We start from the raw sequence: 24,119 nt of genomic DNA, 5'->3' as shown, positions 1-24,119 counted from the left end.
AATATAAAGCTACTTTTTCTCCCGATTTTCGGGACAGGCTTTGATGAAAAAGTAGCCAAAAAATCAAGAATTTCGAATCCTATCCACGCTCAAGGCCTGCGCTGGCCTCCCGTACGTACGGGAAAATTCAGCCTACCCTCCAAAGTTTCAATTTACAGTTAGAAGTACAGATGAGGGTTTGGTTCTTAAAGTTCAACGTGCAAAGATCCGGATAAACATATAAAACAGAATAGGTGCTTTAATTTTTAAGCAGGAAATTACAAAAATTAAATTGTCATTATTAAACTCAACTTTTTGGCATTCTTTAATTCTATTTCAACTACTTAATTTTTCTCTTCTTTTGATTCAATGTAATTATCGGTATAAATAGTCCTACTATAGCTCCCGATATTATAGTTGATACTTTCAGCAAGTTCCAATAGGTGGCTAGGATTGATGTCATATAGATCACCAAGTTTTGCGGCCTGTAGGATATCTAATTTCCTTATACCATTTTCGATCTCCAAATATTCTGATTCAGTAAGGTCTATTTTTGCGGCCACTAAGTCAATATCATACTTGAACTCTTCACGTAATTTTTTTAAAAGTGTATTTCTCATTGTATATGTTTCCCTACTTTATTAATATTTTTTATTATCGAGAAAAGCTCCTCCTTATCTTTTTTTAAAGATTCTAATTCCTTAATTAAATTACTAATTTGAATATCTTTTTCCTTTATTATTCTTTCATAAAATTCAGAATTATTCTTCGTGATTTCATTGTATTTATTTGGAGATATGATAGATCTGCTGTATTCTCCTGTATTGTAATTAATTATCGGTAAGTCTTCTGACAAAAAATAATCTGCCTTTACATTGTAAAACTCTGCCAATTGTTGGATTCTTTCTAAAGTCAATTTAGTTTTCCCTGATTCTAAGTTTGAATAAGTTTTTTGACTAATATTTAAAACATTGGACACATATTCTTGAGAGAAGTCTCTTGACTCTCTTAAAATTCGAATAATTTTCTGTGCTTTTACCATACTAGTAATATTTGGACTAAACTTCACCTTAATTTACTCAGATAGCAGAAAAATTGACCCCTTTAAATCAATTTTTTCAAAAACTTGTAACAAATTTCTTACAATTAAAGATACTACGTTTTCTTCAAAGTCACAGCAGATCAATAAGATTAGTAGAGCTTTTAAAGATTGAAGGTATGGGTATTTTTAAAATTTAACTGTATGACCTTGGACAATCAGACCGTTGGAAGGAACATATCCCAATTCCGGAATTTAAGGCAGAAAAAAGCCCTTGAAGTAGCCGATCATTTGGGTATCAAAGAAGCTGCTTATACCAAATACGAGCGAGGTGAAACCAAGATCACCATTGATTTTATCCAAAATGTCGCGGAGTTCTTAGAAGTTGATCCGGTTCATATCCTTTTTTCCAACCCCGAAAAGCTTCTTGAGGGCCTGAATCAATGCTCAACAAGCATCAATTTAAAATCAGACCCTGCTCATTCGAATGATTGTAATCAAACTGTGCTTCAACTATTAGAATGCATTTTGAGTTTGAACCAATCTATCAAAGATATTTTAACGGCTGGCAAATAAATCTCCTTTAATTCCTTTCAAAACCCCAACAGCTCTTTTTCCAACCAGCTCATTCATCTTCCCATTTACTTCCTGCAAAAAAACAATTCCCATAACAATAAACAGGACTTCTTCTTCCTGAAGCTCGCTGCCAAAGTCCAGTTCCAGCATTCCAATGAGCTCAAGAGAAGCTTCTATATCATAAGCCTTCCCTTCATACCTTTTATTTGCGGTTATTGCGCTGACTTCATTCATCCTGCAGCATACAAAATCCACCCGGTAATGGGTTGCCCCTGCTGGAATGCAATTTTTTACCAAGCTTTTAGTCCCGGTAAAGTTTATTTGAGCAATTTGGCCTTGATGCCTTACAGCCGGAAAGCTTCCTAACAGCCTCTTCACAGAAGTTGCTTCAAAATCAAAGCCTACTATCAAATCCAGATTACCAAAGCGAAGTCTCCTGGACCCATATTCACTAATAGGATCCGTTTGAAGCACTTTCTGCAAACTCGCCGTCATTCTTCCGTGCAGGCCGTCATGCCTACCCGGATTGAGCAAGCCAACACAGGAACGGGAAAGCTTTGCGGCGAATTTTGAAGCATGTCCAAATTCAGAACTTACCCTTCTGGAGTTTTCAAATTCTTTTCCATGTTTTAACTTTTTCCTGCTGGGGCTTCCTTTTGACCTGCTATAATACTTACCATTTCTCTTGTAGAAGATTACATTTCCCATTGTTCCTTCAAGGTTAAAAGGTCCGGTTTGCTTTGCCATCTTTCTATTGGTTTTATTGGCTTTAAAATAATGATAATCTATAATTTACACAATACAAATCAGTATTAACTCCGTATCACACACGTAATAAAGCAGTATTAAATATGTATCTAAGTAGATGCTTATACAGTGCTATTAGGGATGTGAGAATCTAGAGATATAAGACGCTAGACATAAGACCCGCTCTTCGGGATTTGTAATTCCGAAGTTCAGATAAAATGGATTTGTAATCCGAAGTTTGAAGAACAAAGACCTTAGACATAAAACACTAGACATAAGATGAGATCCCTACTTCATCCCGCTCTTCGGGATTTGTAATTCCGAAGTTCAGATAAATAGGATTTGTAATCCGGAGTTTGAAGAAGAAAGACCTTAGACATAAGACACTAGACATAAGATGAGATCCCTACTTCATTATTCCTGCCCGAAGCAGGCGGGCATTGTTCGATATTCAAAATTCAATATTATCCATTTAGGAAATGTGGCAACCAGATTAAGGCAAGCCTCCCCTTTTAACGTTTAACCCTTAACTTTTAACTCTTAACTACTCACTATTCAATCATCCTTCCTCCCTCATCCTTCCTTCCTCACTCTTCACTATTCACTATCCACTCCTCACTCTTCACTTTTTTCTCCCGCAGATCGCGGTGATTTTCGCAGATTTTCGACTAAAGTCGAAGGGGATTGATCCCCTTGGGCCAGACCGCCGGCTAAAGCACGGCGGAAATTGGCACCCCCCATTATCAAAAAAAATAACCACAGATCTTACAGATCTACACAGATAAAGCTTCGCTTTTGGATGAAACCGGATGTTTCACTTTGTTCAACATGACAAGGCAAAGCCTTCCTCTCTCTTGCCCATCAAATTCGGTTAACGCTTAACCTTTAACCCTTAATCATTTTTCACTAATCACTAACAACTTCATCATTCGATATTCATTTTTCGAAATTCGATATTCCAAAATACCCGTTCCCTAATACATTTTAACATCTCTTAGCTCTGCCCCTCGTAAATTGTATCCGCCCGGATGACCAGTCGGACAGGCCTCATCCCTGATCCTTCCTACTTTTCATTTAACCCTCAACAACCTCCCCCTCATCAATTCATCAATTAAACAATTAAACCTTTTCCTCCGCAGATCAAGCTTCGCTTTTGGAAGACGATATGATTTAGAAATAATATCCAAAAATATCTACCAATATCCATTAATATCACCTAGTACCCCAATCGCTCAAATTACTGGCGCCTTTAGGAAATAGTATTGTCTATTAACCATTTCCAAGCTAAAATTACTTCAATTTGATCTGGAATCTCTTCGCCTTTCAACTGATTGTCAGCCGTAATTAGAACACCTTTTTCAAGACCATAAGCTTTCATAGCTTCCAATAAACCATCTACTTCACGTTTTACATTAATGTCACTCAATTCATAAGCAACTTGAATTGCTGATGTAATTTCCAGTCCCTCTTGCACGATAAAGTCGCATTCCTTTTTACCACTGTGGTAAAACACCTCACGCTTCATTCTAAGCAGTTGGAGGAAGATGATCGTTTCCAATATTCTTCCTTTATTTTCTGAAAACCTAGATCCAAGCCGGTTACACACAGCGGGATCAATAGCATAAACCTTTCTGGAATTCATAATCTGCTTTTTGACAGAGTAATCGAATTTTTTTAAGTAAAAAAACAAGTATGAATGCTCTAAATAATCCAAGTAACTTTTAACTGAACTGGTACTCTTCACACCGGCAATATTTTGCAGTGTGGAATACGAAAATAATTTCCCAGAATTAGAAGCTAAGTAAAGTGCAATTTGCTTCAGCTCATTTACTTGAGAAATTCTATAACGGGCAATTATATCCCTGTACAAAATATCTTGAAAGTATTGATTAAGCAGTTCTAGATCCTCTTCCTGGACCACCAATGGAAAGCCTCCTAATTTCATATACTCTTGAAACTCCCCTTGGATCATACTTTTTGCTTTGGAAGATACTTTTTTGACATCTATAGATTTCCCCCTACACTTAAGATACTCTGCAAAAGAAAAAGGAAATAACGTAATGGTCTTGTTTCTTCCTGTAAGGCTTGTCGCAATTTCTGAACTTAATAGGTTGGCATTTGAACCTGTCACGTAAACTTTAAGACCTTTTTCATGGATCCGGTTCACGAATTTTTCCCAATTGGGTACATTTTGAATTTCATCAAAGAAAAAGACAGGTTCGGTTTTATAAAGCTCTAGATGCGCCAAATAAATCTGATCAAGTATTGAAGTTTGGGGTATAATACGTTCATCATCAAAGTTGAAATAGCAATAGTCCTGTTCAGCCAGTTCAAGTTTTTCTTTAATCAGATATAGCAGGGAAGATTTGCCACAGCGTCGCACTCCCGCTATCACTACGACCTGAACAGTCTTTAAAAAAGTGGTCAAATCTATATCCCTTTCAATCAATGGACGTTTTCGATTGAAATTATCCTTTTGATCTATCAATATTTGTTTGAGATTGTCTGACTGCATTTTTAATTGTTCTTTTATAACAAACAAATTTAATCAAATTTATTCTTTAAGAAAGAACAATTTTATCAAGAGCTAAATTCGACTGAAGTCGAAGGAGGACTGATCCCCATGAGCCAGACCGCCGGCTAAAGCGCGACGGAAATTGGCACCCCCGAATAACAATTAAAAATAACCACAGATGGCACAGATCTACACAGATAAAGCTTCGCTTTTGGAGGAAATCAGATGCCTCACTGCGTTACCATTGACATCGATCGGGGCGACACGTCACTCTGACGAAGGAAGAGTCTCCCATTGTTTAGGAGATGCTTCGACTCCGCAAGCTCCGCTCAGCATGACGAACCGCTACCGTCATTCTGAACGCAGTGAAGAATCTCCTACCATGTGGGAGATGCTTCGACTCCGCAAGCTCCGCTCAGCATGACGCGTAATTTTGTCATTATCCTTTCTGAACATTCCCTAAATGTTAAAATCTCAGGATGACGTACACCAACTGTCATTCCCTTTCTGTAAATGTCAATTTTAATAACTCGGCATGACAAGGTGAAGCATTCCTCTCTTTTACCCATCAATAATCACTTGATTTAGAAGACCCAGCCTTCTACGGCCCCTGTTAGTGTCTCCACTAACAGCTCTCTCTTGCCTAACAAATTCGCTTAACCTTTAACAATTAACTTTTAACAACCTACCCCTCATCAATTAAACAATCCCCTCCGTATTCGCCTCTTCTCACCCACGGCTCACAATCCTCTATCTCTTATCCACTTATCCCTCGGCCGTGCAATGGCCTTTGATTTACGATGACCATGGGTTGCGGCGCTTAATGGTTTGTGGTAATAAAAAGGTGGTTTAGCGCCTTACCCATGGCTACCAACAGGTAGCCCCCATGGGGCTATAATTTTCCTTACCCCTTGTGCCAGAGGCACAACCCATTGGTAGAAAAAATAAAGGTTGAGGGTCTATTCCGTCCTGTAGGGACGGCCCAGCTTCGCTCTGATAGAAAGGATTGAATTGGTCCAATATCCATAAGTATCCATCAATAACTAGTCCGCTCTAGCGGATACATTTAATATCCATTAAAAAACAACCATAGATAAAACAGATCTACGGCCCCTGTTAGTGTCTCCACTAACAGCTCTCTCTTGCCTAACAAATTCGCTTAACCTTTAACAATTAACTTTTAACAACCTTCCTCTCATCAGTTCAACAAATACACAATTAAACCCATCTCCCCGCAGATCAAGCTTCGCTTTTGGATGAAAGTAGATGCCTCACTGCGTTCGGCATGACAAGGCAAAGCCTTCTTCTCTCGTGCCCATCAAAAATCATTATACCCAATCCCATACCTTAGAAATCCAATCCTTCAACTTAGTCTAATTCCCATATTATTATATATTTCGCGAAGCATATTTCTACTATATTTCCATTTTAACCTACAATCGCTCAAGATCCCATATTGGAATCAATAACTTGGCTGACGTGCCGGATCCAATTTCTAATAATATCTATGAATATCTACCAGTATCCATCAATATCCCATCAACTTGACTTAGGGACCAATCCTTCAACTTAGTCTAACCCATATTTCAATCTTATCTCCACCATATTTCAATTAAACATCACCCCAAATCAGTTAATCAATTAAACAGTTAATCAATTCCACAATACATCAGTTAATCAATTCCACATTTTCACAATTCATCAGTTAATCAATTCAACAGTTCATCTATTCAACCTTCAAGCAAAAAAAAACCGCCTTCCGGCGGTCTTAATCAATTGTCTGTCATTTTTATTTTCCTCAGCACTTTTGCCTGTACCTGGGGTTTTTTCCTTTCTCTCTTCACCAAGACAGGTGGGCTCTCCGCATTGATTTTCTTTACCCTTTTTAGGGTAACTGCATCCAAGCGTAGTCCAATTAACACCGCAGAGAACAATACCAATGGAAGCATTACCATGTCATTTAAATCTCTACCCAGAAAAACTGCTCCTATAAAAATCACTTTGATGATCACCAGCAACAAAGTAACCTGATCGTGTCTTAATCCCATCCTCAAAAGAAAATGATGCACGTGGCTTTTATCCGGTGACATAGGTGATTTTCCTTTCACAGCACGCTTTAAGAACACCCTCAATGTATCATATATAGGCACGATCAACAAGGCTACTCCCGTGGCAATAGGTGCCGCAAATTTCACCCCATTTATTCCGCTCATGGTGCCGTCAATATCGATAAACAATACCGTAAGTATGGACAGGGAAAAACCAAGGCTCAAAGAACCTGTATCTCCCATAAAGATCTTGGCAGGATGCCAGTTGAAAATCAAAAAGGACATCACACCACCTAAAATGGCAAAGGAGAAGTAAGCATAAGCATCATATCCCACATCAAAAAACCACCAACCCAAAAATGCAAAAGACACCATACTGATGGATCCGGCAAGTCCATCCAAGCCATCTATAAGGTTGAAGGCATTGGTCAAACCGATGATCGTAATTAAGGTAAGCACATAAGAAGTGAATAAAGGGAGTTCATATACTCCCATCAGTCCGTACAGGCCTGTGATCCTTACATCGGCCATGATGATCACCATCAATGCTGCCACCACCTGGGCGCCCAGCTTTTGAGGGGCAGAAAGGTTGACCATGTCATCCCTCAATCCCACAAAAAACATCAGCCCAAATGCCGCCAACAGGAACCTGACTTCGACCAAGTCTTCATAAGGCAACCAGATCAGACAGGAAATAAAGGTGGATACTACAAAACCGATTCCTCCCATGGATGGTGTAAATCCGGTATGGATTTTCCTCCCTCCAGGAGTATCGGTCAATTTCATTTTTATCAATAATTTGATAAGAATCGGGTAGATCAGAAACCCAATCAGGAAAGCCGTTAGAATAATTTGAAAAACCAGCATAAAAAACTACTTATGACACAAATTTAAAGGGAAACATTTTCTAAAACCAATTTTCGAAGCAAAAATAATTAGAATAAAATTATACACTTTTTTAATTGTATTTTTTGAATAATTTCAATTATGCATTTTGAGCTTATGCAATCCACCTTTCATTCCAACTTTTTTGCATTTGTTAACAAATGTTAATGCAAAATCAGTGCCTTGATGGTTTTGGATTACTAAAAATGTTTATATTTCTTAAATGCTGTTTAACTGAGGAATTGATTAAAGATTATGAGTATCCGCTTGATTACACGTAGCCAATTATCGTTTTGAACCAGTTCTTTCTGCTAAATTCTGATCAAAAGTTGATTATGAAGCTACTTTTTCTCCCGATTTTCGGGACAGGCTTTAATGAAAAAGTAGCCAAAAAATCAAGAATTTCGAATTCCCGAAAAAAATCGGGACAGGCTCTATCCACGCTCAAGGCCTGCGCCGGCCCGGTCGAAATTCGTCCCACCCTCCAAGGTCTCATTTTACAGTTAATGGTAAAGTTGAAGCTTTGGTTCTTAAGGTTCAACGTGCAAATATCCGGATACTCATATTAAAGATTAACTGAAATCCAAACCTTAATCTTAAATCTTAAATCTACAATCTACAATCTACAATCCACAACCTGCGATTGTCAAAGGTTAACGTCCAACCCTTAACGTTTAACACTTAACGTTTAACGCTTAACGCTTAACCTTTCCCTTAACTTACTATTCACTCCTCACCCTTCCTCCTTCATCCCTCATCCATCCTCCTTCATCCTTCCTCCCTCATCCTTCCTCCTTCCTCCTTTCTTTCAGTTCCACAAATACACCAAACTCACCTGACCATGAAGGGAGTTGAGATTTTGGCCACGGGGAAACTCAGGGGTGGACGCAGGGTCAAGCTGCCACTGATAATTGCGGCCATATATAAACTGCAGCTTGGAACTGAACAAGAGTCTGTCCCACTGATGGTCAAACAATAGACCAAGAGATAGGTCCACCCAGGGGCGGTGTTCAGGATCGTCTAAAAATGCACGGTAAAAGAAGTCCTGCTGGTTCTCAAGCCGCTCGAAAAGCAAGCCAATTTTGTTGTAGTTTTCCACCATAGCCAGTTCCAGGGTCTGTACATTAGAACTTAAACCTAAGCCTACTCCCATGGGCATACCATAATTCCCAAAGCCCCTGGCACGGGTATGGGTATGCCAAGTCAACCCTCTATTATTGGTATTCCTCACATAGGTATTCACAGATTCGGTCTGCTGTACCATTTCTCCCCTAACTTGGATATACTTACCTCCCTGATCCAGAGGAAACAATTTTTTGAAGCCCATCAAATAGGCCCTGGCATGTTCAGGACTAATGGTCAGGTCCCTCCAATTGAATGGATGGTCTCTTCTTCCATATTCGGTGTACAATTCAAAATTGGCTTTGGGAAAAACCAACCTCACATAAGCAGTAGCTTGTTGATCAACACCTTCCTGATCAAAGTCAACGGTAGATCCTGTTTCATCAAAAAACTGTTCCTTTTGGAGTCCTTCAAACACCCGAAAATAATCTATAAACTCGTTCCCCATATTTTCTCTGTACACCTGAGCGGTACGGGTTACCCCTATCGTCAAGCCTGGTATCCACTTGGGAGAATAGATCAGATTGATCGCGTTCAAATATCGCCAGTCCCCTGAAAATGGTCTGGCAAAACGATCATTCAGTTCACCGTTCATCGAAGGTAAAATTCCCGAGTCTTCTACCCTTCCCATAATCAATTGGCCCTCAAAATTTCCCAGAAAAGTCTTAGCAGGTTTATGGGTATTCAGTGTAAGGTGTGGGAAACCCTGTGCATTGTTGGTGAAAATGAGGGCATTCCATTGACCTGGGCCCCACCAAAGATTCCTGGTGGAAACACCAATTTCAAAAGCACCAAAAACTGCTGTAAGGCTGCTTTGTCCCCATGAGAATCCAGCCCTTCCCAAGGCTGATAAGTCTTCGGGATAGTCTCCATTGTTCCAGAAAAAGAACTTAGCCCTATTTACAGGATCAGGAAAATCCGAAGGAAACCCTGAATAAGGCCTAAATTGACTGGCACGGAACTCCGGCTGGATTTGAAATCTCAAAAATCCCAACTTGACAAATACCCCCGCTGAAGCATATTGCTGAAAGCCCCTATTGGTCGGAAGGCCATAAGCCCCCCATCCATAGGGTCTGGCTCCATTAAATCTGGTCATGGCCAGCACCGGTAGTGCTGCAAACTCAAACCCCAGTTTGTTTAAGAAAGAATCACCAACATCTAATTTCCATAAAAGGTCATCCCCAAAAGTAAGCGTCCGGTTCGCAAAAGATTGAGGGACTGAGTCCAGTCCAAAAAGCAACTGCGACCTTCTTGCGTTTTCCTCAAGGATGGGATAACCTACAGGTAAGAATTGTGCCTGTGCCTGAAAAACAAAAAAGATAAGCACCAGGCTTATCCATTTCCAATTCAATAATTTGCACCATTCAATCATCTCAATTATATTAACTTTAATTCTTCCAAGAGGCTAGCTGCTATTTTTTTCCGCTGAAAATCCCAGGCCAATTTCCGGCATCCTTCGATATAAGGTTCTAAATCACAAGTCACCCCACAAAGCCTTTCCAAAGCTTCCATAAAGGAATCCTGATTTTCAGGTTCAAAAACCTCTCCCGCATGATATGCTTCTATCATTCCTTTTGTCTCTCCCTCCAAACCAAGTAGAATGGGCTTTTCAACAGCTGCTGCTTCAAATATCTTGGAAGGAATTACCGTCTTGAAGGTATCGGATTTTTTCAGGTTTACCAAGGCTATATCCATCAAATTTAAGTAATCCAATACTTCCTCTTTGGGCACTGAATCTACGAAGATTACATTGGTAATAGATTCCTTTCCTGCCTTTTCCATCAACTCATTTTTCTGAGCACCATCACCCACAAACATGAAAACCAGGTCGGGACGCTTGAGCTGAAGCGTGTTGGCACAGTCCAGAATAAATGACAGACCATGAGCCATGCCATGCGTACCGATGTAGGATATCACCCTTTTCCCTTCCAAATTGTATTGCTTTACCAGATCAGGATTTTTTGCGGCTGGCCTGTATTTATCCAATATCACCCCGTTTTTGTAAACCTTGATCTTTTTTGCAGGTATGCCTTTTGCTTTGATTTTTTCTTTAAAAGTGTCCGTTACCACCACCAATTTATCAGCGGACCGGTACATGCGGAGCTCTAGCCATTCCAAAACAGCAATCACCGCCTTATTGCTCATTGCCCCTACCGCAATAATGGACTCCGGCCATAGATCTCTTACTTCCATTACCCATTTCTTTCTTTTAAAAACAGACAATTGCCAAGCTGCCACAGCAGTAAAAAACTGAGGGGAAGTACCAATAATTAAATCGGTCTTTTGAAGTAAACCAGCCCAAAAGGCTGAGAAACCAAAACTGAGGTAATCCAGTATCCTTCTGATCGTGCCTGAATTTGCAGAAATATAGGACCAAACCCGGATTACCTGAATCCCATCTATTTCCTCCTTTTGGTAAAGTTTGTTTTTGTATCCTTCAAATACAGCTCCTTTAGGGAAATTTGGCGCACAGGTGATGATGGTAACTTCTGCACCCTTTTTCACCCATTCCCTACAGTGCTCATAAGTCCTGTTGGCAGGTGCATTGATTTCCGGTGGGAAATTGTCTGTCAAAAATAAAATCTTCATGGATTTTTATATATCCTGGTTATTAAAACATTACTCTCTAATCTGATCACAAGCTTTTGGGCTTTTTTCAATAAATTATACCCCAAGGCTTGTTCGTAATTGTCCAGGGTAATACTGGATGCTCCTAGTATTTCAAGCAATACACTTTTATTTAATAAAAATCTATGTTCATCCACAGGTTCCAAATCCACTTCATAGTGAAAATGTAAATGTGCCTCGGATTTTTGAAAAGGTCCCTGAAGCTCATCCCTAATAACATAACCCGACTCATCACATTGAAAGCCCCTCTGATGAAGGCATTTGCCGTAGCCATCATGAATGCCAATGACTTCATCGGGCCTGTCTTTTTCAAATGTCACTTTGGCCCGCTTGCCTACCCTAAATCCTGCCCAAACCTCAGAGGAGTTTTGGTCCTCTATACAAACCGTATTATGGGCTGCTGTCGATCGCTCCCAATCTCTTCTTGGAGAAATATTATATGTGGAAATGCCGGGGTCCACGATCAGCGGAATTCCTCCATCCTGCAATACAAATGAAAAAGTATCCGCATGGGCATGACCTGGTTGATAGCTGGGTTGAATGCCTTCTACATCAGCGATCAATACCATATTTTCCATCTCCATTCTTCTGTACCCTGAAGCTCCTAGTGATATGCCCTTGGCAGTTTCAATTCCAAGTTCATTTGATATACCTTTTAAGTGCTTCGCTGGGAGAGCAATCTTTTCCGTGCTGTCATTGAAATAGGGAAAACTTCCATCCTCAAAAGTCATCTGCTGCATCCAGGCCAACATATTTCCGGCACAGGTTTTCAAAGTCTGATTCAACACAAAACTTACAGGAGTGTAGTGATAGGCTTCCAGTACCCTAAAAAGAATGATCTGATGATACATGGGGGCCAGTTCGTAATGGGCTCCGTCGGGTAGGATTTGCTCCTCCAACTCTTGGGACAAAAGCTTTTGGGCTTTGGCAATCCAGTTTTTGTTGTCAAAATAATGGGCTGCCATCCAAAGGGCAAAGGCATTCTCCAGAAGGTGATTGGCCAAGAGGTGATATTCCAGGTTTTGGGAGAGGTAGTTGGCTTCTGCCTGCAAGTACCGCTTAATCGCAGCTGCATCTTCCTTTTGAAGTTCATGGCTTTCCAAAAAGCGGATGATATTCATGATCCTCAAAGAAGCCGGATAAGGTTCCAAAGGAAGCCTCCCATCCCAAAGCCAGGAATACAGGTCCAAAATCAGCTTGACTTTTATGGAAGTATCCAGGGATTCCAACTTCAAGTAATCCAGGTACTGAAGATTATAATTCCAGAGTTTGCCGTGGCTTTGGTCGTTCCAATCTACCTTAAATCCAAATTTATTTTTCAGGTTCAGAAAGTGAAACAAGTATCCATCTGTCTCCACTTTCAGCTGATCCCCATGGGGCATTACTTTGAAAAAAGACAGTGCATTTGTCTGCTTTTCTTCCATCTCATAGGCCTTCAAAGGCTTCTTGGGTAGTAACCTGTTCTTTACCTGATAAACCGCCTGAATGGGTTTGAGGTAAGAAAGGGTATGGAGTAAGGTTTTAATTTTCGGCAATTTGAATCTGTATAAAAAAGTGCTTTTCTTAGACCTAGAGATTTTTATTTCACGCAATAGTTTCTCGCAACGGTTCTTTATTTCTCGCAGCGGGCGCAGCGATTATTCGCAACGAGCGCAGCGTGAGTAATTTCTATTTTCCGTTGCGTTCGCTGCGTATTATTCTCTGCGTTCGCCGCGAGAAATTGCGTTGCGTGCGCTGCGTGAAACAACAAATCAATCAATCGTCACCCAAGCACCGGTCTTCAAACTCTCAATAGCTGCAAAACTAGCTTTAGTAGTATTCACCAATTCATCCATTGGGATAATGGCTTCCCCTCCCTTTTGAACAGAATTGATCAATAAATCAAACTGATTTTGATGCCCCTTATCCTGCTTGGAAGAGGCAGAACTGAAATTCTTAAACCCATAGCCCTTCAGCTTTCTCCAATTGTCCATCACCAAAGTCCTGTCCTGATGGAAAACCTCCACCCGCTCCTTGGAATAGGCTTTGGAACCATTGGCAAAATAGTTGATTACCGCATTGGTTCCGTTTTCATATTTTAAAAGTATGCTGGCATTATCGGTATTTTCCTCCGGATCGGTACCCATGGCATTCATGCAAACGGCCTTGACCTTGGAACCACAAAGAGAAGTGATCAGATCAATAAAATGGCAGGCTTCCCCTATGATCCTTCCCCCTCCTACTTCCATGTCATGCACCCATACATTGGCAGGAATAAAGCCCGCATTCATGGTAGCTGTGATGTTCATAGGGGTATTTCCTGAACCCAAGGCCTTTTTCATCTGCAAAGCCAAGGGAGCAAAGCGCCTATTGAATCCCACAGAAACTGTCTTACCTGATTCCACATAGGCCTCCAATACTTTATCCAATTCTTCTTGAGTCAGCGCCAATGGCTTTTCCACAAAAACATGTTTCCCTGCATTCAGCGCTTCCACTACCATGCTTGCATGGGCATTGTGTCTGGTGGTCACCATCACCAAATCTACTGCCGGATCAGAAAAAATCAGTTTGTTATCCGTAGTAGACTGGGCCACATCGTACTTCTTGGCCAGGGTAGTTCCGGAAAGACCTCCTGAGCTGGAGATAAATTTCAGGTTAGCAGGTGTCTTTTTCAGGCAGGGCAATATCATAGCCGAAGTGAAATTCCCGGCTCCTATGATCCCTACTACCCCTTTGCTTCCTGCAAAGGAATGGCTCTTCAGGGCAACAGAACGCTGAGGATCTGTATTTTTCTCAGGGTACACCAAGATAGAGGCTATGGACTTGCTGTTCCCCATGTCCCCGTATATCTGCTTGTATTCAGACAAAGGTACCCGCTCAGTAATCAATGGACCCACCTTTACGGACTGAGTAGATATGGCCTGAAGGATGGCTTCGAAGTTTCTTTTTTCTGTCCAACGCACATAAGGAAGCGGATAATCCTGCCCTTTCTGCTCATAAGACTCATCATAGCGACCTGGGCCGTAGGAACAGGAAACCTGGAAAGTCAGCTCCTTTTCAAAAAAGTCAGCGCGGGAGATATCAAGTCCTATCACTCCCACCAAAACAATCCTTCCTTTCTTTCTGGACATCTTAGCAGACTGGGAGATAATTTCATTACTTTTATTGGAGGCAGTGATGATCACTGCATCAGCCCCAACACCCTGTGTGGCACTGGTGACATAAGCGACTTGGTCAGTTCCTTCACCTGGATTTACCGCATCTATACCCAAAGACTGGGCAAGGGCCACCTTGGAGGGATCAAAATCAAAGCCTATCACTTGACATCCATTGGCTTTCAAAAGCTGTGCGGTGATCAAGCCTATGAGGCCTAATCCAACCACCACCACAGACTCCCCAAACGTAGGATTGGCTAAGCGTATGCCTTGCAGCCCAATGGCTCCGATGACGGTAAAGGCAGCTTCTTCATCACTGACATTATCAGGGATTTTGGCCACGAGATTCTTGGGAACAGATACATATTCCGCATGATGTCCATTGGAAGCGACACGGTCCCCCACCGAAAACTCCGCCACTCCTTTTCCTACGGCTATGACCTTGCCTACATTACAGTAACCCAAGGGAAGAGGCTGTCCCAATTTATTAAATACCGCATTGATGGTAGGCTGTAAGCCATCCGTCTTGACCTTATTGATTACCTCCTTGACCTTATCCGGCTGCTGCCTGGCCTTTTCCAAAAAGTTAGCCTTTCCAAACTCCACCAACATGCGCTCCGTACCCAAGGACACAAGGCTTCGAGAAGTCTGTATCAACACCTGCCCCGGCTTCACCAAAGGTGCCGGTACTTCTTCTAAAATGGTATCTCCGTTCTTAAGGTCTTGTATGATTTGTTTCATTGTAATTTCTAATTGTGGCTTTTAATAAATTATCCCAAATCCAGATATTTGACTTTATATCAAATTTTTCTTTCACTAATTTTTCAGCATTAACCCTCATCCGTAAATAGTCATTAGATTCCATGTGAAGAATTTTTGATACAGTCTGCATAATGGAAGAAGGCTGATTATCTATCCAAAAACCAGCATCATATTCTTTCAATAACTCCCAAGGAGTCCCAAAAGATGCAACAACTGGTGTACCTTGAGCTAATGACTCAATAACAACATTTCCAAAATTTTCAGACTTAGATACTAAAAACAAAAATTTAGCATTTGCAAGAAGTTTATTTTTCTCATCTCCATTTACGGGACCTAAAAATTTAACCTTAGCTTGAAGCCCTCTGTCTACTGTAAGTTTCCTAATTCTGTCTAAATAACCATTTTCTGCCTCAAAACCAGCTATTCTAAACTCAAATTTTGAATTTTTAAAAGTTTCAAAATCCAAAGCTTCAATAATATTATCTATTGATTTGATTGAATGTATCCTCCCAAGAAAAAGAAAATAATCTCCAACATTTGAATCTACTTTTGGAGGTAAAATCATAAAATTAGGTATTTTAGATACCTTCACGTGTTGAAAAACATTCCTAATATCTTCTACTTCCTGATTACTTGTGGCATGAAAAGTTATATTATTAGGGTACAAAAGCTTTGAGAATTTAATCCTTAATACTTTTGAAAAACTCTTATATTCTAAAGCTGAATAAGAAAATTCGCCTCTTGGAGAAATTATGACAGGCTTCTTAAATAATTTAGCCAAAATCACACAGAACATAGAGGGTAAATAAAAAAAGCTTGAAAGAATTAAGATATCTGCTCTTGGAACTTCCCTAAAAAGACTACCCAAAAGTCTAAAAGGTAATTGCCAAAACCTGTAGGAATAATAAATAACTTGAACTCCTTCCAATTCTATTTTAGTATTGCAGGGTAAATCCGAAACACCTTTCATGGTTGTAACCACAGATGGCTCGTAACCTATCTTTTTCAATTCCTTAGCTAACCAAAACAGGGTACTACTGGGACCTCCAACTTGTGCTGGGAAAAACGACCCAATGGGAATTAATATTTTCATTATTTTTTCTTACTCGACAAGAAATAATTAAAATAAGAGATTGGCCAAAAAGGCTCTAAATGCCTTCTATTAATAATTTTACCTTGCTTTGAAAAATAATACTTATAATTCGTTCCACTAAAAATATATTTATGATATTTTTTTGATATTTCAAAAGCAGCATCTGGAAAGGAGTTGAAATTACCATATGGCCAGGCAAAATAATCAACTTCAGTAGCTAATTTATTTTTAATGATTTCATTATTTCTTGCAATTTGATATTCTAATTCATCAGTATTTAGCATACTTAAATCAAAATGATCTAAAGTATGAGAACCTATTAAAAAACCAGCGTCATTTAATTTCGTAACCTGATCCCACGACATAGGTCTCTTTTTTGAGTTATGGATTCTGCGGTTAAACTCATTTTGGTATTCTTGATTAGAATCAATGTAATTAGCGTTGATGAAAAAAGTTGCCTTTAGGTCTAATCTATCAAAAACAGGTGAAATCAAAGTATAACATTCCTCAAAACCATCATCAAATGTTAATGAAAAATACTTATCATTATTACCATTTTGGCCTTGATCGTTTATCAATTGGACAGCTTTAGGAAGGGAAATAATGTCTCCATAATTAAGCAAGTGTTTCAACTTTTTTTCAAGAGCTCTTGCATTTTCAACTTTGCTAGTATCTTTTGAAAGATAATGTGAGTTAATTATATGAACTCCATTAGCAGGAGTACAAAAACTTCCAAGAGAGTTAATGAACAAACTCTTTAGTAACTTTTTCATTTAAACTGGCATTTGAATGTGTTTTTAGAAGCGATATCTTCCTTCTAAGTAGCAGTGCTATTGCTATAAATGTAAAAAAAACAACAGAAAATCTATTTTTTGTAATAACAGGTGCTCCTAAAGATGCTATAACTGTATATATCATTAATTGACAAAAAAACACCCTTCCTTTCCAATCTTTAAATTTATAAAAATAAATAAGTAATTTTAATTTCATTCCAACGAATAAAAAAAACCATAAAAGTCCACCAATAAGTAGTATTTCTAAATAAGCATTGTCAACTACACCATAATTCCCAAACCCTTTTCCAAAGGGAAGACTTTCAACTACCAATTCATATCTTGTTTGGATGGTTCCCTCACCAGTTTCAGAAAATCGAGTTCCAGAATATGTCCTTAAAACATCATCACTCTGGTCTGGAACTAAAAGCCTATTTAATCTATCAAACCCACTCCAGTTTGGAGCTATTAACATTATTGAAAAATATGTGACTGTCACTAACACCATTACTCCAAAAAATGAACTAACTAATTTCTTTGGATTCGAAAAATCGAATACAAAAATTAAAAACAAAAGTATGCCTAAGATAAAAGCTTTTGAAACAGCTAAGATTCCCCCAGCAACTATTAAAATAGTAAAGGTATTATAATAAAAATTATGTTGATTAATTCTTCTTAAATATCCATAAGCAAAAAGAGCCAGAGAATACATTAGTCCAGACTCAAAAGGTGACCCAAAAATACCTGTATATCTTCCCATCTTAAGTGACCTTAGGGAAACATTCCCCCTTAATTCATCAGCTGCTGGTTGAAACTTGCTAAAAATACTTACATTTCCAGTAAGCATACTATAAATTGTAAGTACAGAAACTATCGCACAAAGAACAATTAAGAATTTAGAAATTCCAGACAATGATTGCTCTAAAAATGAAATAGATTGATTTCTAAAGAAATAATAAACTACAAAGAAAGCAGAAAAACCTAATGTGAACCTGTCAATTTGTCCAATTACATACTTACTTAAAATATTTGAACCATTTAGTGACCCTAGTAAATATGCATAAGCCATAAAAATAATGAATACAAAGCTAACTTTAATTAAAATGGAGGATTGTTTACTTTTTTTAAGAAAAACCAATTCTAATATGCAGTAAAGCAAAAATGTATAAACCAAAATATGTTCAAATCTCAATCCAAAAGAGGTCAGATAAATCCCAAAACTAGAAATAACAAATAAATTTGGGGTATTGTATCTTGAAAAAAAAGTGCTTTTCATTTTATATAGTATCTAACCACATGGGTTGGAATCTTAACTCCGCTGGATCAATTTCTTTGTTTAGACATATTCCCACAAATTTAATCTGATTAGGGACTTTAAAAAAACCATTATTCAATATAATGTTAGAATTTTGATAAATAACACTAATAAAATCAACCCTATATTCCTTAATTAATTCTTTTTTTAAAGTATTTATATCCTTTTTGGAAATCTGATTTTTTGCGTAAACGATTTCAGCTTCTTTTAATGATCCTCGAACTTTCAATTTAAGAACAAAAAAATTATTTATAACTTTATTTGAAACATAAGTCTTGGAAGAATTGGAATTAAATCTCCAATTAAAATACTTTTCATCTATCAACAACTCACACTTTTCTGAAAAAGCTAGTGTTCCATTATTTTCAAATTGGCATGAGTTTTTGTTAGATACTTTTCCCATATTTTTTCCATTTTTCCTTGATAATAAGAATGATTTTATAATATTAAAATAATTGACAGGAAATACATACCTATTTAACTTTGGGAAATCTATCCAACCCAGTTTTAAATACCCTGGATAACTATTATTATTTGGAAAATTTAATATTACATCTACATTTTGCTTTTTTGCTTCCTCAAGAGCTAACAATGTGAGTTTTTTAAAAAAGCCCTTACCTCTATAATCAGGATGCGTTGCAGTATCACATGGTTGATATCCAATAAATGTTTTACTAGAGATAACAAAATTCATTCTCCAAAATGCTCTAAAGGCTATTAAATTGTCACCTTCCTTCGCGTAAGAAATGATTGATGGACCATGAGGATTATCTAAATGTTTTCGCTTTAGCTTCTCTTTAGAGTGATCTGAATTTGGGAAAACTAAATTTAAAAGATTTTCTATTTGAGATAATTCTAAATCATCTGAAAAAAAATCAACGTGAAATGTAGCACTCATTCTAATATACTTTGATAAAGTTTTATATACTCTTTTGCAACTTTTTCTATATTAAATACAGAGTTTACTCTGTCAAAAAGATATTTACCATACTCCAACCTCAGGCTTGAATTTTTTACCAACTCAATCAAAATATTAACAAACTCATCTATATTATCAGGATTGAATAAAAACCTTTCACCAAACTCACCAACTTGCATAATATTTCCTGGAATTTTAGAAGCTGCTATAGGCAAACTAAAAGACATAGCCTCTAATAAAGCATTTGAATTACCTTCAAAATAAGATGGCAATACAAATAATTGAGCTCTAGACAAGCTAGGGCCAATTGGAGTTACATGTCCATGAAATGTAATATATTCGTTTAATTTATTTCTTTGAACTAATTCCAATAATTCATCTTTTAAAGGTCCATCACCGTAAATGTCTAGATGAACTGAAAAATCAGGAATTAACTTTATAACTTCTTTCCAAGCATTAATCAAGTTTTTAATTCCTTTTTGAGGCTTTAATCGTCCAACAAAACAAACATTAACTTGCCCATTTAGTACATTATTCTTTTCAAAAGAAACTGGATTTATTTCGATGCCATTTGGTATTAAATTTATTTTATTTGAAGGAATTCCGACCTTTAACAGTTCAGATTGGCTCTCTTTTGTAAGACAAACAATCCTTGTACTTAATGCTAAGATCTTAAGTCTAAGCATTCCTAAAACACTTTTCTTCATTCCCAAGACCCCTCTATCTCCTGAATTTGGAATTTTTGAAACGACTGGAATATTTTTCTTATAAAAATATAAATGAATTAACCCCGTTAAAAAACTATTTGAATGAAAATGAACAACATCAAAATCTCCTAAAGCTTTTAAGGTTGGAAGTAAGTTAAAAAAAGAAAAAAAGATTGAACTTGCATTTATCTTTCCACCTTGGATTGAATTGTACTTAAGCCAATTGGGTCGAACTATTTTAACACCTTGATAAAATTCCAATTCTTTTTGTTTTGAATCAAAATTTGATGACAAAACAGTGACATTTAATCCTTGCCTTGTAAGCTCCTTTGATAAAATAAGAGATTGCTTTTCTAGCCCACCTTTAATGGGGAAAGGAAATTTGGGGACAACAAATAGAATTTTAAGCATCAGTAATTATTGTTCTAAATTTTTCTTCAAATTGAATAACATTAACTTTTGAAGAATAATTTTCCCTAAAATATTCTAAAGCCTTACTTGATACAATCTTAAGTTGGTCAGAATGAAGAAAAACATATTCTAACTTCTTTGCCCATAGGTCAAGCTCATTTTTAACCAAAAAGCCATTTTCTTCATCCTTTATCAAAGAGTTTAATGGTGTTACATCTGACGCTAAAACAGGAACTCCTATTGACATTGCCTCAATTATTACTTTTCCTAACCCTTCGTAATCACAACAGTGTACTAGTAAGTCTTGACTACTTAAAAATTCCCAAAGTTTATTTTGTTCAAGAAAAGGAATAAAATTTATCTTATCTTGAATTTTTAGTTTTTGGGTTAATTCTATTAATTTATCTTTATTCGAACCTTCACCAACTAAGGTTAAATGTATAGGATTATCCTTAATAATTTTAGCTACACTATAAATCAATAAATCTTGTCTTTTTTGATATTTTGAGAATCTTGAAACCATTGTAATATTAAAATCCTTACCAGTTGGAGAATATTTATATGGATTCTCTTCAACTCCAATATCTCCAAATAAAATATCATTCAAAGCTACTTTAGTTTCTAGAGAATTAAGACTTTCATTAAATAATTTAAACAATTCTTCATGAATAAAATTTACGCAATCAACAGAGTTAAAAATCTTTAAATATAATTTTTTCTTTTTTGAGGATTTTAAAGATTCTTCATACCATTTTAATCCAGCCATCCTTAAAACTATTTTAAAATTTAGAAATTTGGAAAGCATTAAAAAACTTAAATTTGACTGAATATCGTATGAATTATAAACAATATTCACTTTGTACTTGGTTATTATAATTCCCGCAAAAAAAGAAAATATAAAGTCCGAAATCCACCTAAATAGGAAATTACGTTCTCTTCCTTTAATATATGGGATTTTACAGTAATTAAAATATTCATTGTGATCAAAATTATTATTACTTAACTTTTCATTTGTCACATATAAAACATTGATCCTCCTTTTAGATAACTCTTGGGCAAGAAGATAAATTGAAGATTCAGCTCCACCAAATGTTTTTCTTGAGAAAATAGATTTTCTTGAGAAGAATAATACTGTCATTTTATAAGCAAGATTAAAAATTAGTTTGAAATTAACTGCATTCTTGAAAATTGATCTTTTATAAAATTATCTGAGCCTTCTAAAACCAAATTAAAAATTGGGTCAGATTTTATTTGATAATTAAAAGCTTCAAAATAAAATTGGTATGCAGGTGAATTTAAAATTACGGAAAATTTTTCCTTATTAAAGTTATTTTCTCTAAAAATAGCTAAATGTATTCCATGATGTGGCCTAAAGTCTAAAGATTTGTAGTTTTCAAAATCCAAAGAATTAGGTTCAGAATATTGACCAAAAAGATCTACATTATAACCAGATTCTTTAATTATCCAATATAACATTGGCTCATCTGAAAATCCTTGAAATTCATTCAAATAAGAATTATCTAACAACATTTCTTTAAGGAGATCTTGAGCCTTTTTTACCCTTAAAAAGTATTCATTTGGAACAACAAAATGTAAACCTGTAAATCTATTTTCAACTACTCTTCCATTGAAATATTGTCTTAAAGTATTAATTAAACCAAAACTATCAAATCTTTTTTTAATAGTTTTTAGCTCTCTGTTATCTGTAATTTTTTCCCTTTTTACATTGCTGAAAGGTAATTCAAACTTTTCTATATGATTCTTATGCTGAGAGTGTAGCGGTATTGGTTCTCTAAGGTAAAAAATGTCGATATCTACGTAATACAAAAAATCAAAATCTAAAAAATAATCTTCATAAATTACCCACCTTAAAGCAGAGCCTTGCTTTCTCTCTAAATTATCAAATTCACTAAAGTAGTTTTCAACTAATTTAAATTCTCCTAAATCTTTAATTATTTTTAAAAGACTTTGAACTTTATTGCTCAATTCTCCATGTATGAAAATTATTGGAACATAGTCAGGATAGGCTTTTTTTAAAGAATATAACAATAAAGGAATATAACTTTTGTACTTATCTCCAAATACGAAAGTAGTTACGCAAACTTTTTCTTTTGTTTTAATCATGATATTTTGTTTTTATTTCTCCAAACTTTCTCACTATTAAAAATAATATGACATAAAAAAATATATGAGAAAGACTAAATGCCGCAATAGCTATTAGATCATCTTTAGTTAAAACAAATGCAACAACAAAAATTGTAACTCTTAATAAGGATGTCATAATTTCATAATACAAGAAAACTTTTTGCATCCTATAAACTGGAATAGCAGTCATAGTTGGTTTCATACAAAATCCCGAATAGAGCCAAAGACTAATCCATCTTGAATATTCTCCAGCTCTCAACCATTCATCCCCATATACAAAAGAGAAAAGTTCAACCCCAAAAAAAAACAAAAAACCATATGGTACTGAACCAACTAAAAATAAATAAAGTGTTGCTTTGGTAAGACCATCTTTAAGGTTCCCTCCTTTATGTTTAATTTCCGCGAACTTTGGATATAAAACATCTCCTATTGACTTACTTATTAAAATAGCTGGGAGCTTTATTATTTTTTTTGATAATGAATAATATCCTGCCGATATAGGTCCAAAAAAATAACCTAAAAGGAGAATCGGTATATTTTGCGACAAATTAAAAAAAAGTGTTTGTGGAGCACGATATTTAGGAAAGTCAATATAATCCTTTATAGAATTATATAAGTTAGATCTAGATCTAAATTTTAAGATACTATTAAAATTAATTGAATATCCAATATTTTTCAAAGAATTAAAAAACTGGAGTGATTCAACTATTTTTGCGGAAATAGTAATAGCTATTAAAACAATACCAGATGGAGAAATTAATCCAGAAAAAGATTTTACTGAATTTTGAAAAATAGATTGAACTATTGTTATTCTTGCATTTGCTTTGAACATTTTCTCAGAAATCTGAATTTGATTGAAAACCAATACAAGTCCGCTAAAGAAAAAAAAGAACGGAATTAAAACTAGAAATTTTTTTATATCTGAAAGATTAAATTTATCTGCGATTTGATTTGAAAAAATCCCAAAGATCACTAATAGAATAAAACTTGTAAATGAAATTATAAATAATAAACTATGTAGAAGTCTTACCTTAATTATTTTATTTTGAATTAATACTAATGCTTGTTCCAAAGTAAAAGTTGAAAATACACTAACTAAACCATAAACAGATAAAAAAATTCCAAGTTTACCAAGAGCATCAGGACCATATAATCTCGCAATTATAGGTGAAAATATTAGACCTAAAATTTGGGCAGAAGCAGCTCCAGAAGCAACTATTAAAACGTTTTTAAAAGTTTTACTTTTAAAAATTTTAAACATTTACTAAATTTATCTAGGATTTAAGCTAAAAAAACAGGATTATTCACACCATCAAGTATC

General features: G+C 36.4%; 18 protein-coding genes. 1 reads left to right on the top strand and 17 read right to left on the bottom strand.

From position 1 onward, the window contains the following. Nucleotides 1–323 precede the first annotated feature (323 nt). A complete protein-coding gene (locus EGN73_RS01155) occupies nt 324–599 on the bottom strand; it encodes a helix-turn-helix domain-containing protein (protein WP_219286282.1) in 276 nt (91 codons plus the stop codon). Further along, entirely contained in the window at nt 596–1,021 is a 426-nt protein-coding gene (locus EGN73_RS01150) for a helix-turn-helix domain-containing protein (RefSeq protein WP_246611410.1), read from the bottom strand. The genes EGN73_RS01155 and EGN73_RS01150 overlap by 4 nt, the downstream gene beginning before the upstream one ends. 201 nt (nt 1,022–1,222) lie before the next feature. Here EGN73_RS01150 and EGN73_RS01145 point away from each other — a divergent pair, with 201 nt between their 5' ends. Beyond that, a complete protein-coding gene (locus EGN73_RS01145) occupies nt 1,223–1,594 on the top strand; it encodes a helix-turn-helix domain-containing protein (RefSeq protein ID WP_219286278.1) in 372 nt (123 codons plus the stop codon). On the opposite strand, the gene EGN73_RS01140 is transcribed toward EGN73_RS01145, so the two are convergent. The 15 genes from EGN73_RS01140 to EGN73_RS01070 all read right to left on the bottom strand — a co-directional run bounded on the left by EGN73_RS01140 (nt 1,577) and on the right by EGN73_RS01070 (nt 24,059). Continuing rightward, nucleotides 1,577–2,341, bottom strand: a complete 765-nt coding sequence (locus EGN73_RS01140) for a hypothetical protein (protein ID WP_219286276.1) — start codon at nt 2,339–2,341, stop codon at nt 1,577–1,579. The genes EGN73_RS01145 and EGN73_RS01140 overlap by 18 nt on opposite strands. Nucleotides 2,342–3,590: 1,249 nt before the next feature. Continuing rightward, entirely contained in the window at nt 3,591–4,856 is a 1,266-nt protein-coding gene (locus EGN73_RS01135) for an ATP-binding protein (protein WP_219286274.1), read from the bottom strand. Nucleotides 4,857–6,628: 1,772 nt separating this feature from the next. Then, entirely contained in the window at nt 6,629–7,690 is a 1,062-nt protein-coding gene (locus EGN73_RS01130) for an MraY family glycosyltransferase (protein WP_343207065.1), read from the bottom strand. Nucleotides 7,691–8,597: 907 nt separating this feature from the next. Continuing rightward, nucleotides 8,598–10,238, bottom strand: a complete 1,641-nt coding sequence (locus EGN73_RS01125) for a capsule assembly Wzi family protein (RefSeq protein ID WP_343207064.1) — start codon at nt 10,236–10,238, stop codon at nt 8,598–8,600. Nucleotides 10,239–10,288: 50 nt separating this feature from the next. Next, on the bottom strand, nt 10,289–11,500 hold the full coding sequence (locus tag EGN73_RS01120; RefSeq protein ID WP_219286268.1) for a glycosyltransferase family 4 protein: 1,212 nt from the start codon (nt 11,498–11,500) through the stop codon (nt 10,289–10,291). After that, on the bottom strand, nt 11,497–13,074 hold the full coding sequence (locus EGN73_RS01115) for an alginate lyase family protein (RefSeq protein WP_219286266.1): 1,578 nt from the start codon (nt 13,072–13,074) through the stop codon (nt 11,497–11,499). Before EGN73_RS01115 ends, EGN73_RS01120 begins: the two co-directional genes overlap by 4 nt. A 216-nt stretch (nt 13,075–13,290) precedes the next feature. Beyond that, nucleotides 13,291–15,414 carry a bi-domain-containing oxidoreductase gene (locus tag EGN73_RS01110; protein WP_219286262.1) on the bottom strand — a complete coding sequence of 708 codons (2,124 nt, stop codon included), beginning with the start codon at nt 15,412–15,414 and terminating at the stop codon, nt 13,291–13,293. After that, the gene (locus EGN73_RS01105; RefSeq protein ID WP_219286260.1) at nt 15,389–16,528 is read right to left on the bottom strand and encodes a glycosyltransferase; all 1,140 of its coding nucleotides are present in this window, start codon (nt 16,526–16,528) and stop codon (nt 15,389–15,391) included. The genes EGN73_RS01110 and EGN73_RS01105 overlap by 26 nt, the downstream gene beginning before the upstream one ends. Beyond that, complete coding sequence (locus tag EGN73_RS01100; RefSeq protein ID WP_219286258.1) at nt 16,528–17,301, bottom strand: polysaccharide deacetylase family protein; 774 nt, start codon at nt 17,299–17,301, stop codon at nt 16,528–16,530. The genes EGN73_RS01105 and EGN73_RS01100 overlap by 1 nt, the downstream gene beginning before the upstream one ends. Then, entirely contained in the window at nt 17,270–18,577 is a 1,308-nt protein-coding gene (locus EGN73_RS01095) for a hypothetical protein (protein ID WP_219286256.1), read from the bottom strand. The genes EGN73_RS01100 and EGN73_RS01095 overlap by 32 nt, the downstream gene beginning before the upstream one ends. Nucleotide 18,578: 1 nt before the next feature. Next, a complete protein-coding gene (locus EGN73_RS01090) occupies nt 18,579–19,514 on the bottom strand; it encodes a GNAT family N-acetyltransferase (RefSeq protein ID WP_219286254.1) in 936 nt (311 codons plus the stop codon). Next, the gene (locus EGN73_RS01085; RefSeq protein ID WP_219286252.1) at nt 19,511–20,653 is read right to left on the bottom strand and encodes a glycosyltransferase family 4 protein; all 1,143 of its coding nucleotides are present in this window, start codon (nt 20,651–20,653) and stop codon (nt 19,511–19,513) included. Before EGN73_RS01085 ends, EGN73_RS01090 begins: the two co-directional genes overlap by 4 nt. Further along, on the bottom strand, nt 20,646–21,791 hold the full coding sequence (locus tag EGN73_RS01080) for a glycosyltransferase (RefSeq protein ID WP_219286250.1): 1,146 nt from the start codon (nt 21,789–21,791) through the stop codon (nt 20,646–20,648). Before EGN73_RS01080 ends, EGN73_RS01085 begins: the two co-directional genes overlap by 8 nt. Nucleotides 21,792–21,811: 20 nt before the next feature. Then, nucleotides 21,812–22,777, bottom strand: a complete 966-nt coding sequence (locus EGN73_RS01075) for a hypothetical protein (RefSeq protein WP_219286248.1) — start codon at nt 22,775–22,777, stop codon at nt 21,812–21,814. After that, nucleotides 22,770–24,059 carry an oligosaccharide flippase family protein gene (locus tag EGN73_RS01070; RefSeq protein ID WP_219286246.1) on the bottom strand — a complete coding sequence of 430 codons (1,290 nt, stop codon included), beginning with the start codon at nt 24,057–24,059 and terminating at the stop codon, nt 22,770–22,772. The genes EGN73_RS01075 and EGN73_RS01070 overlap by 8 nt, the downstream gene beginning before the upstream one ends. Between the last annotated feature and the right edge of the window lie 60 nt (nt 24,060–24,119).

Source organism: Arthrospiribacter ruber (genome assembly GCF_019343195.1).
Classification (GTDB): domain Bacteria; phylum Bacteroidota; class Bacteroidia; order Cytophagales; family Cyclobacteriaceae; genus Arthrospiribacter; species Arthrospiribacter ruber.
Note: the sequence above shows the minus strand (reverse complement) of the source record. Positions and strands in the feature narration are given on the sequence as shown.

What these genes read in the sequence shown, in the direction of transcription:
- EGN73_RS01155 (WP_219286282.1), bottom strand. Translation starts at nt 599, where the DNA reads ATGAGAAATACACTTTTAAAAAAATTACGTGAAGAGTTCAAGTATGAT.
- EGN73_RS01150 (WP_246611410.1), bottom strand. Translation starts at nt 1,021, where the DNA reads ATGGTAAAAGCACAGAAAATTATTCGAATTTTAAGAGAGTCAAGAGAC.
- EGN73_RS01145 (WP_219286278.1), top strand. Translation starts at nt 1,223, where the DNA reads ATGACCTTGGACAATCAGACCGTTGGAAGGAACATATCCCAATTCCGG.
- EGN73_RS01140 (WP_219286276.1), bottom strand. Translation starts at nt 2,341, where the DNA reads ATGGCAAAGCAAACCGGACCTTTTAACCTTGAAGGAACAATGGGAAAT.
- EGN73_RS01135 (WP_219286274.1), bottom strand. Translation starts at nt 4,856, where the DNA reads ATGCAGTCAGACAATCTCAAACAAATATTGATAGATCAAAAGGATAAT.
- EGN73_RS01130 (WP_343207065.1), bottom strand. Translation starts at nt 7,690, where the DNA reads ATGAAATTGACCGATACTCCTGGAGGGAGGAAAATCCATACCGGATTT.
- EGN73_RS01120 (WP_219286268.1), bottom strand. Translation starts at nt 11,500, where the DNA reads ATGAAGATTTTATTTTTGACAGACAATTTCCCACCGGAAATCAATGCA.
- EGN73_RS01110 (WP_219286262.1), bottom strand. Translation starts at nt 15,414, where the DNA reads ATGAAACAAATCATACAAGACCTTAAGAACGGAGATACCATTTTAGAA.
- EGN73_RS01105 (WP_219286260.1), bottom strand. Translation starts at nt 16,528, where the DNA reads ATGAAAATATTAATTCCCATTGGGTCGTTTTTCCCAGCACAAGTTGGA.
- EGN73_RS01100 (WP_219286258.1), bottom strand. Translation starts at nt 17,301, where the DNA reads ATGAAAAAGTTACTAAAGAGTTTGTTCATTAACTCTCTTGGAAGTTTT.
- EGN73_RS01095 (WP_219286256.1), bottom strand. Translation starts at nt 18,577, where the DNA reads ATGAAAAGCACTTTTTTTTCAAGATACAATACCCCAAATTTATTTGTT.
- EGN73_RS01090 (WP_219286254.1), bottom strand. Translation starts at nt 19,514, where the DNA reads ATGAGTGCTACATTTCACGTTGATTTTTTTTCAGATGATTTAGAATTA.
- EGN73_RS01085 (WP_219286252.1), bottom strand. Translation starts at nt 20,653, where the DNA reads ATGCTTAAAATTCTATTTGTTGTCCCCAAATTTCCTTTCCCCATTAAA.
- EGN73_RS01080 (WP_219286250.1), bottom strand. Translation starts at nt 21,791, where the DNA reads ATGACAGTATTATTCTTCTCAAGAAAATCTATTTTCTCAAGAAAAACA.
- EGN73_RS01075 (WP_219286248.1), bottom strand. Translation starts at nt 22,777, where the DNA reads ATGATTAAAACAAAAGAAAAAGTTTGCGTAACTACTTTCGTATTTGGA.
- EGN73_RS01070 (WP_219286246.1), bottom strand. Translation starts at nt 24,059, where the DNA reads ATGTTTAAAATTTTTAAAAGTAAAACTTTTAAAAACGTTTTAATAGTT.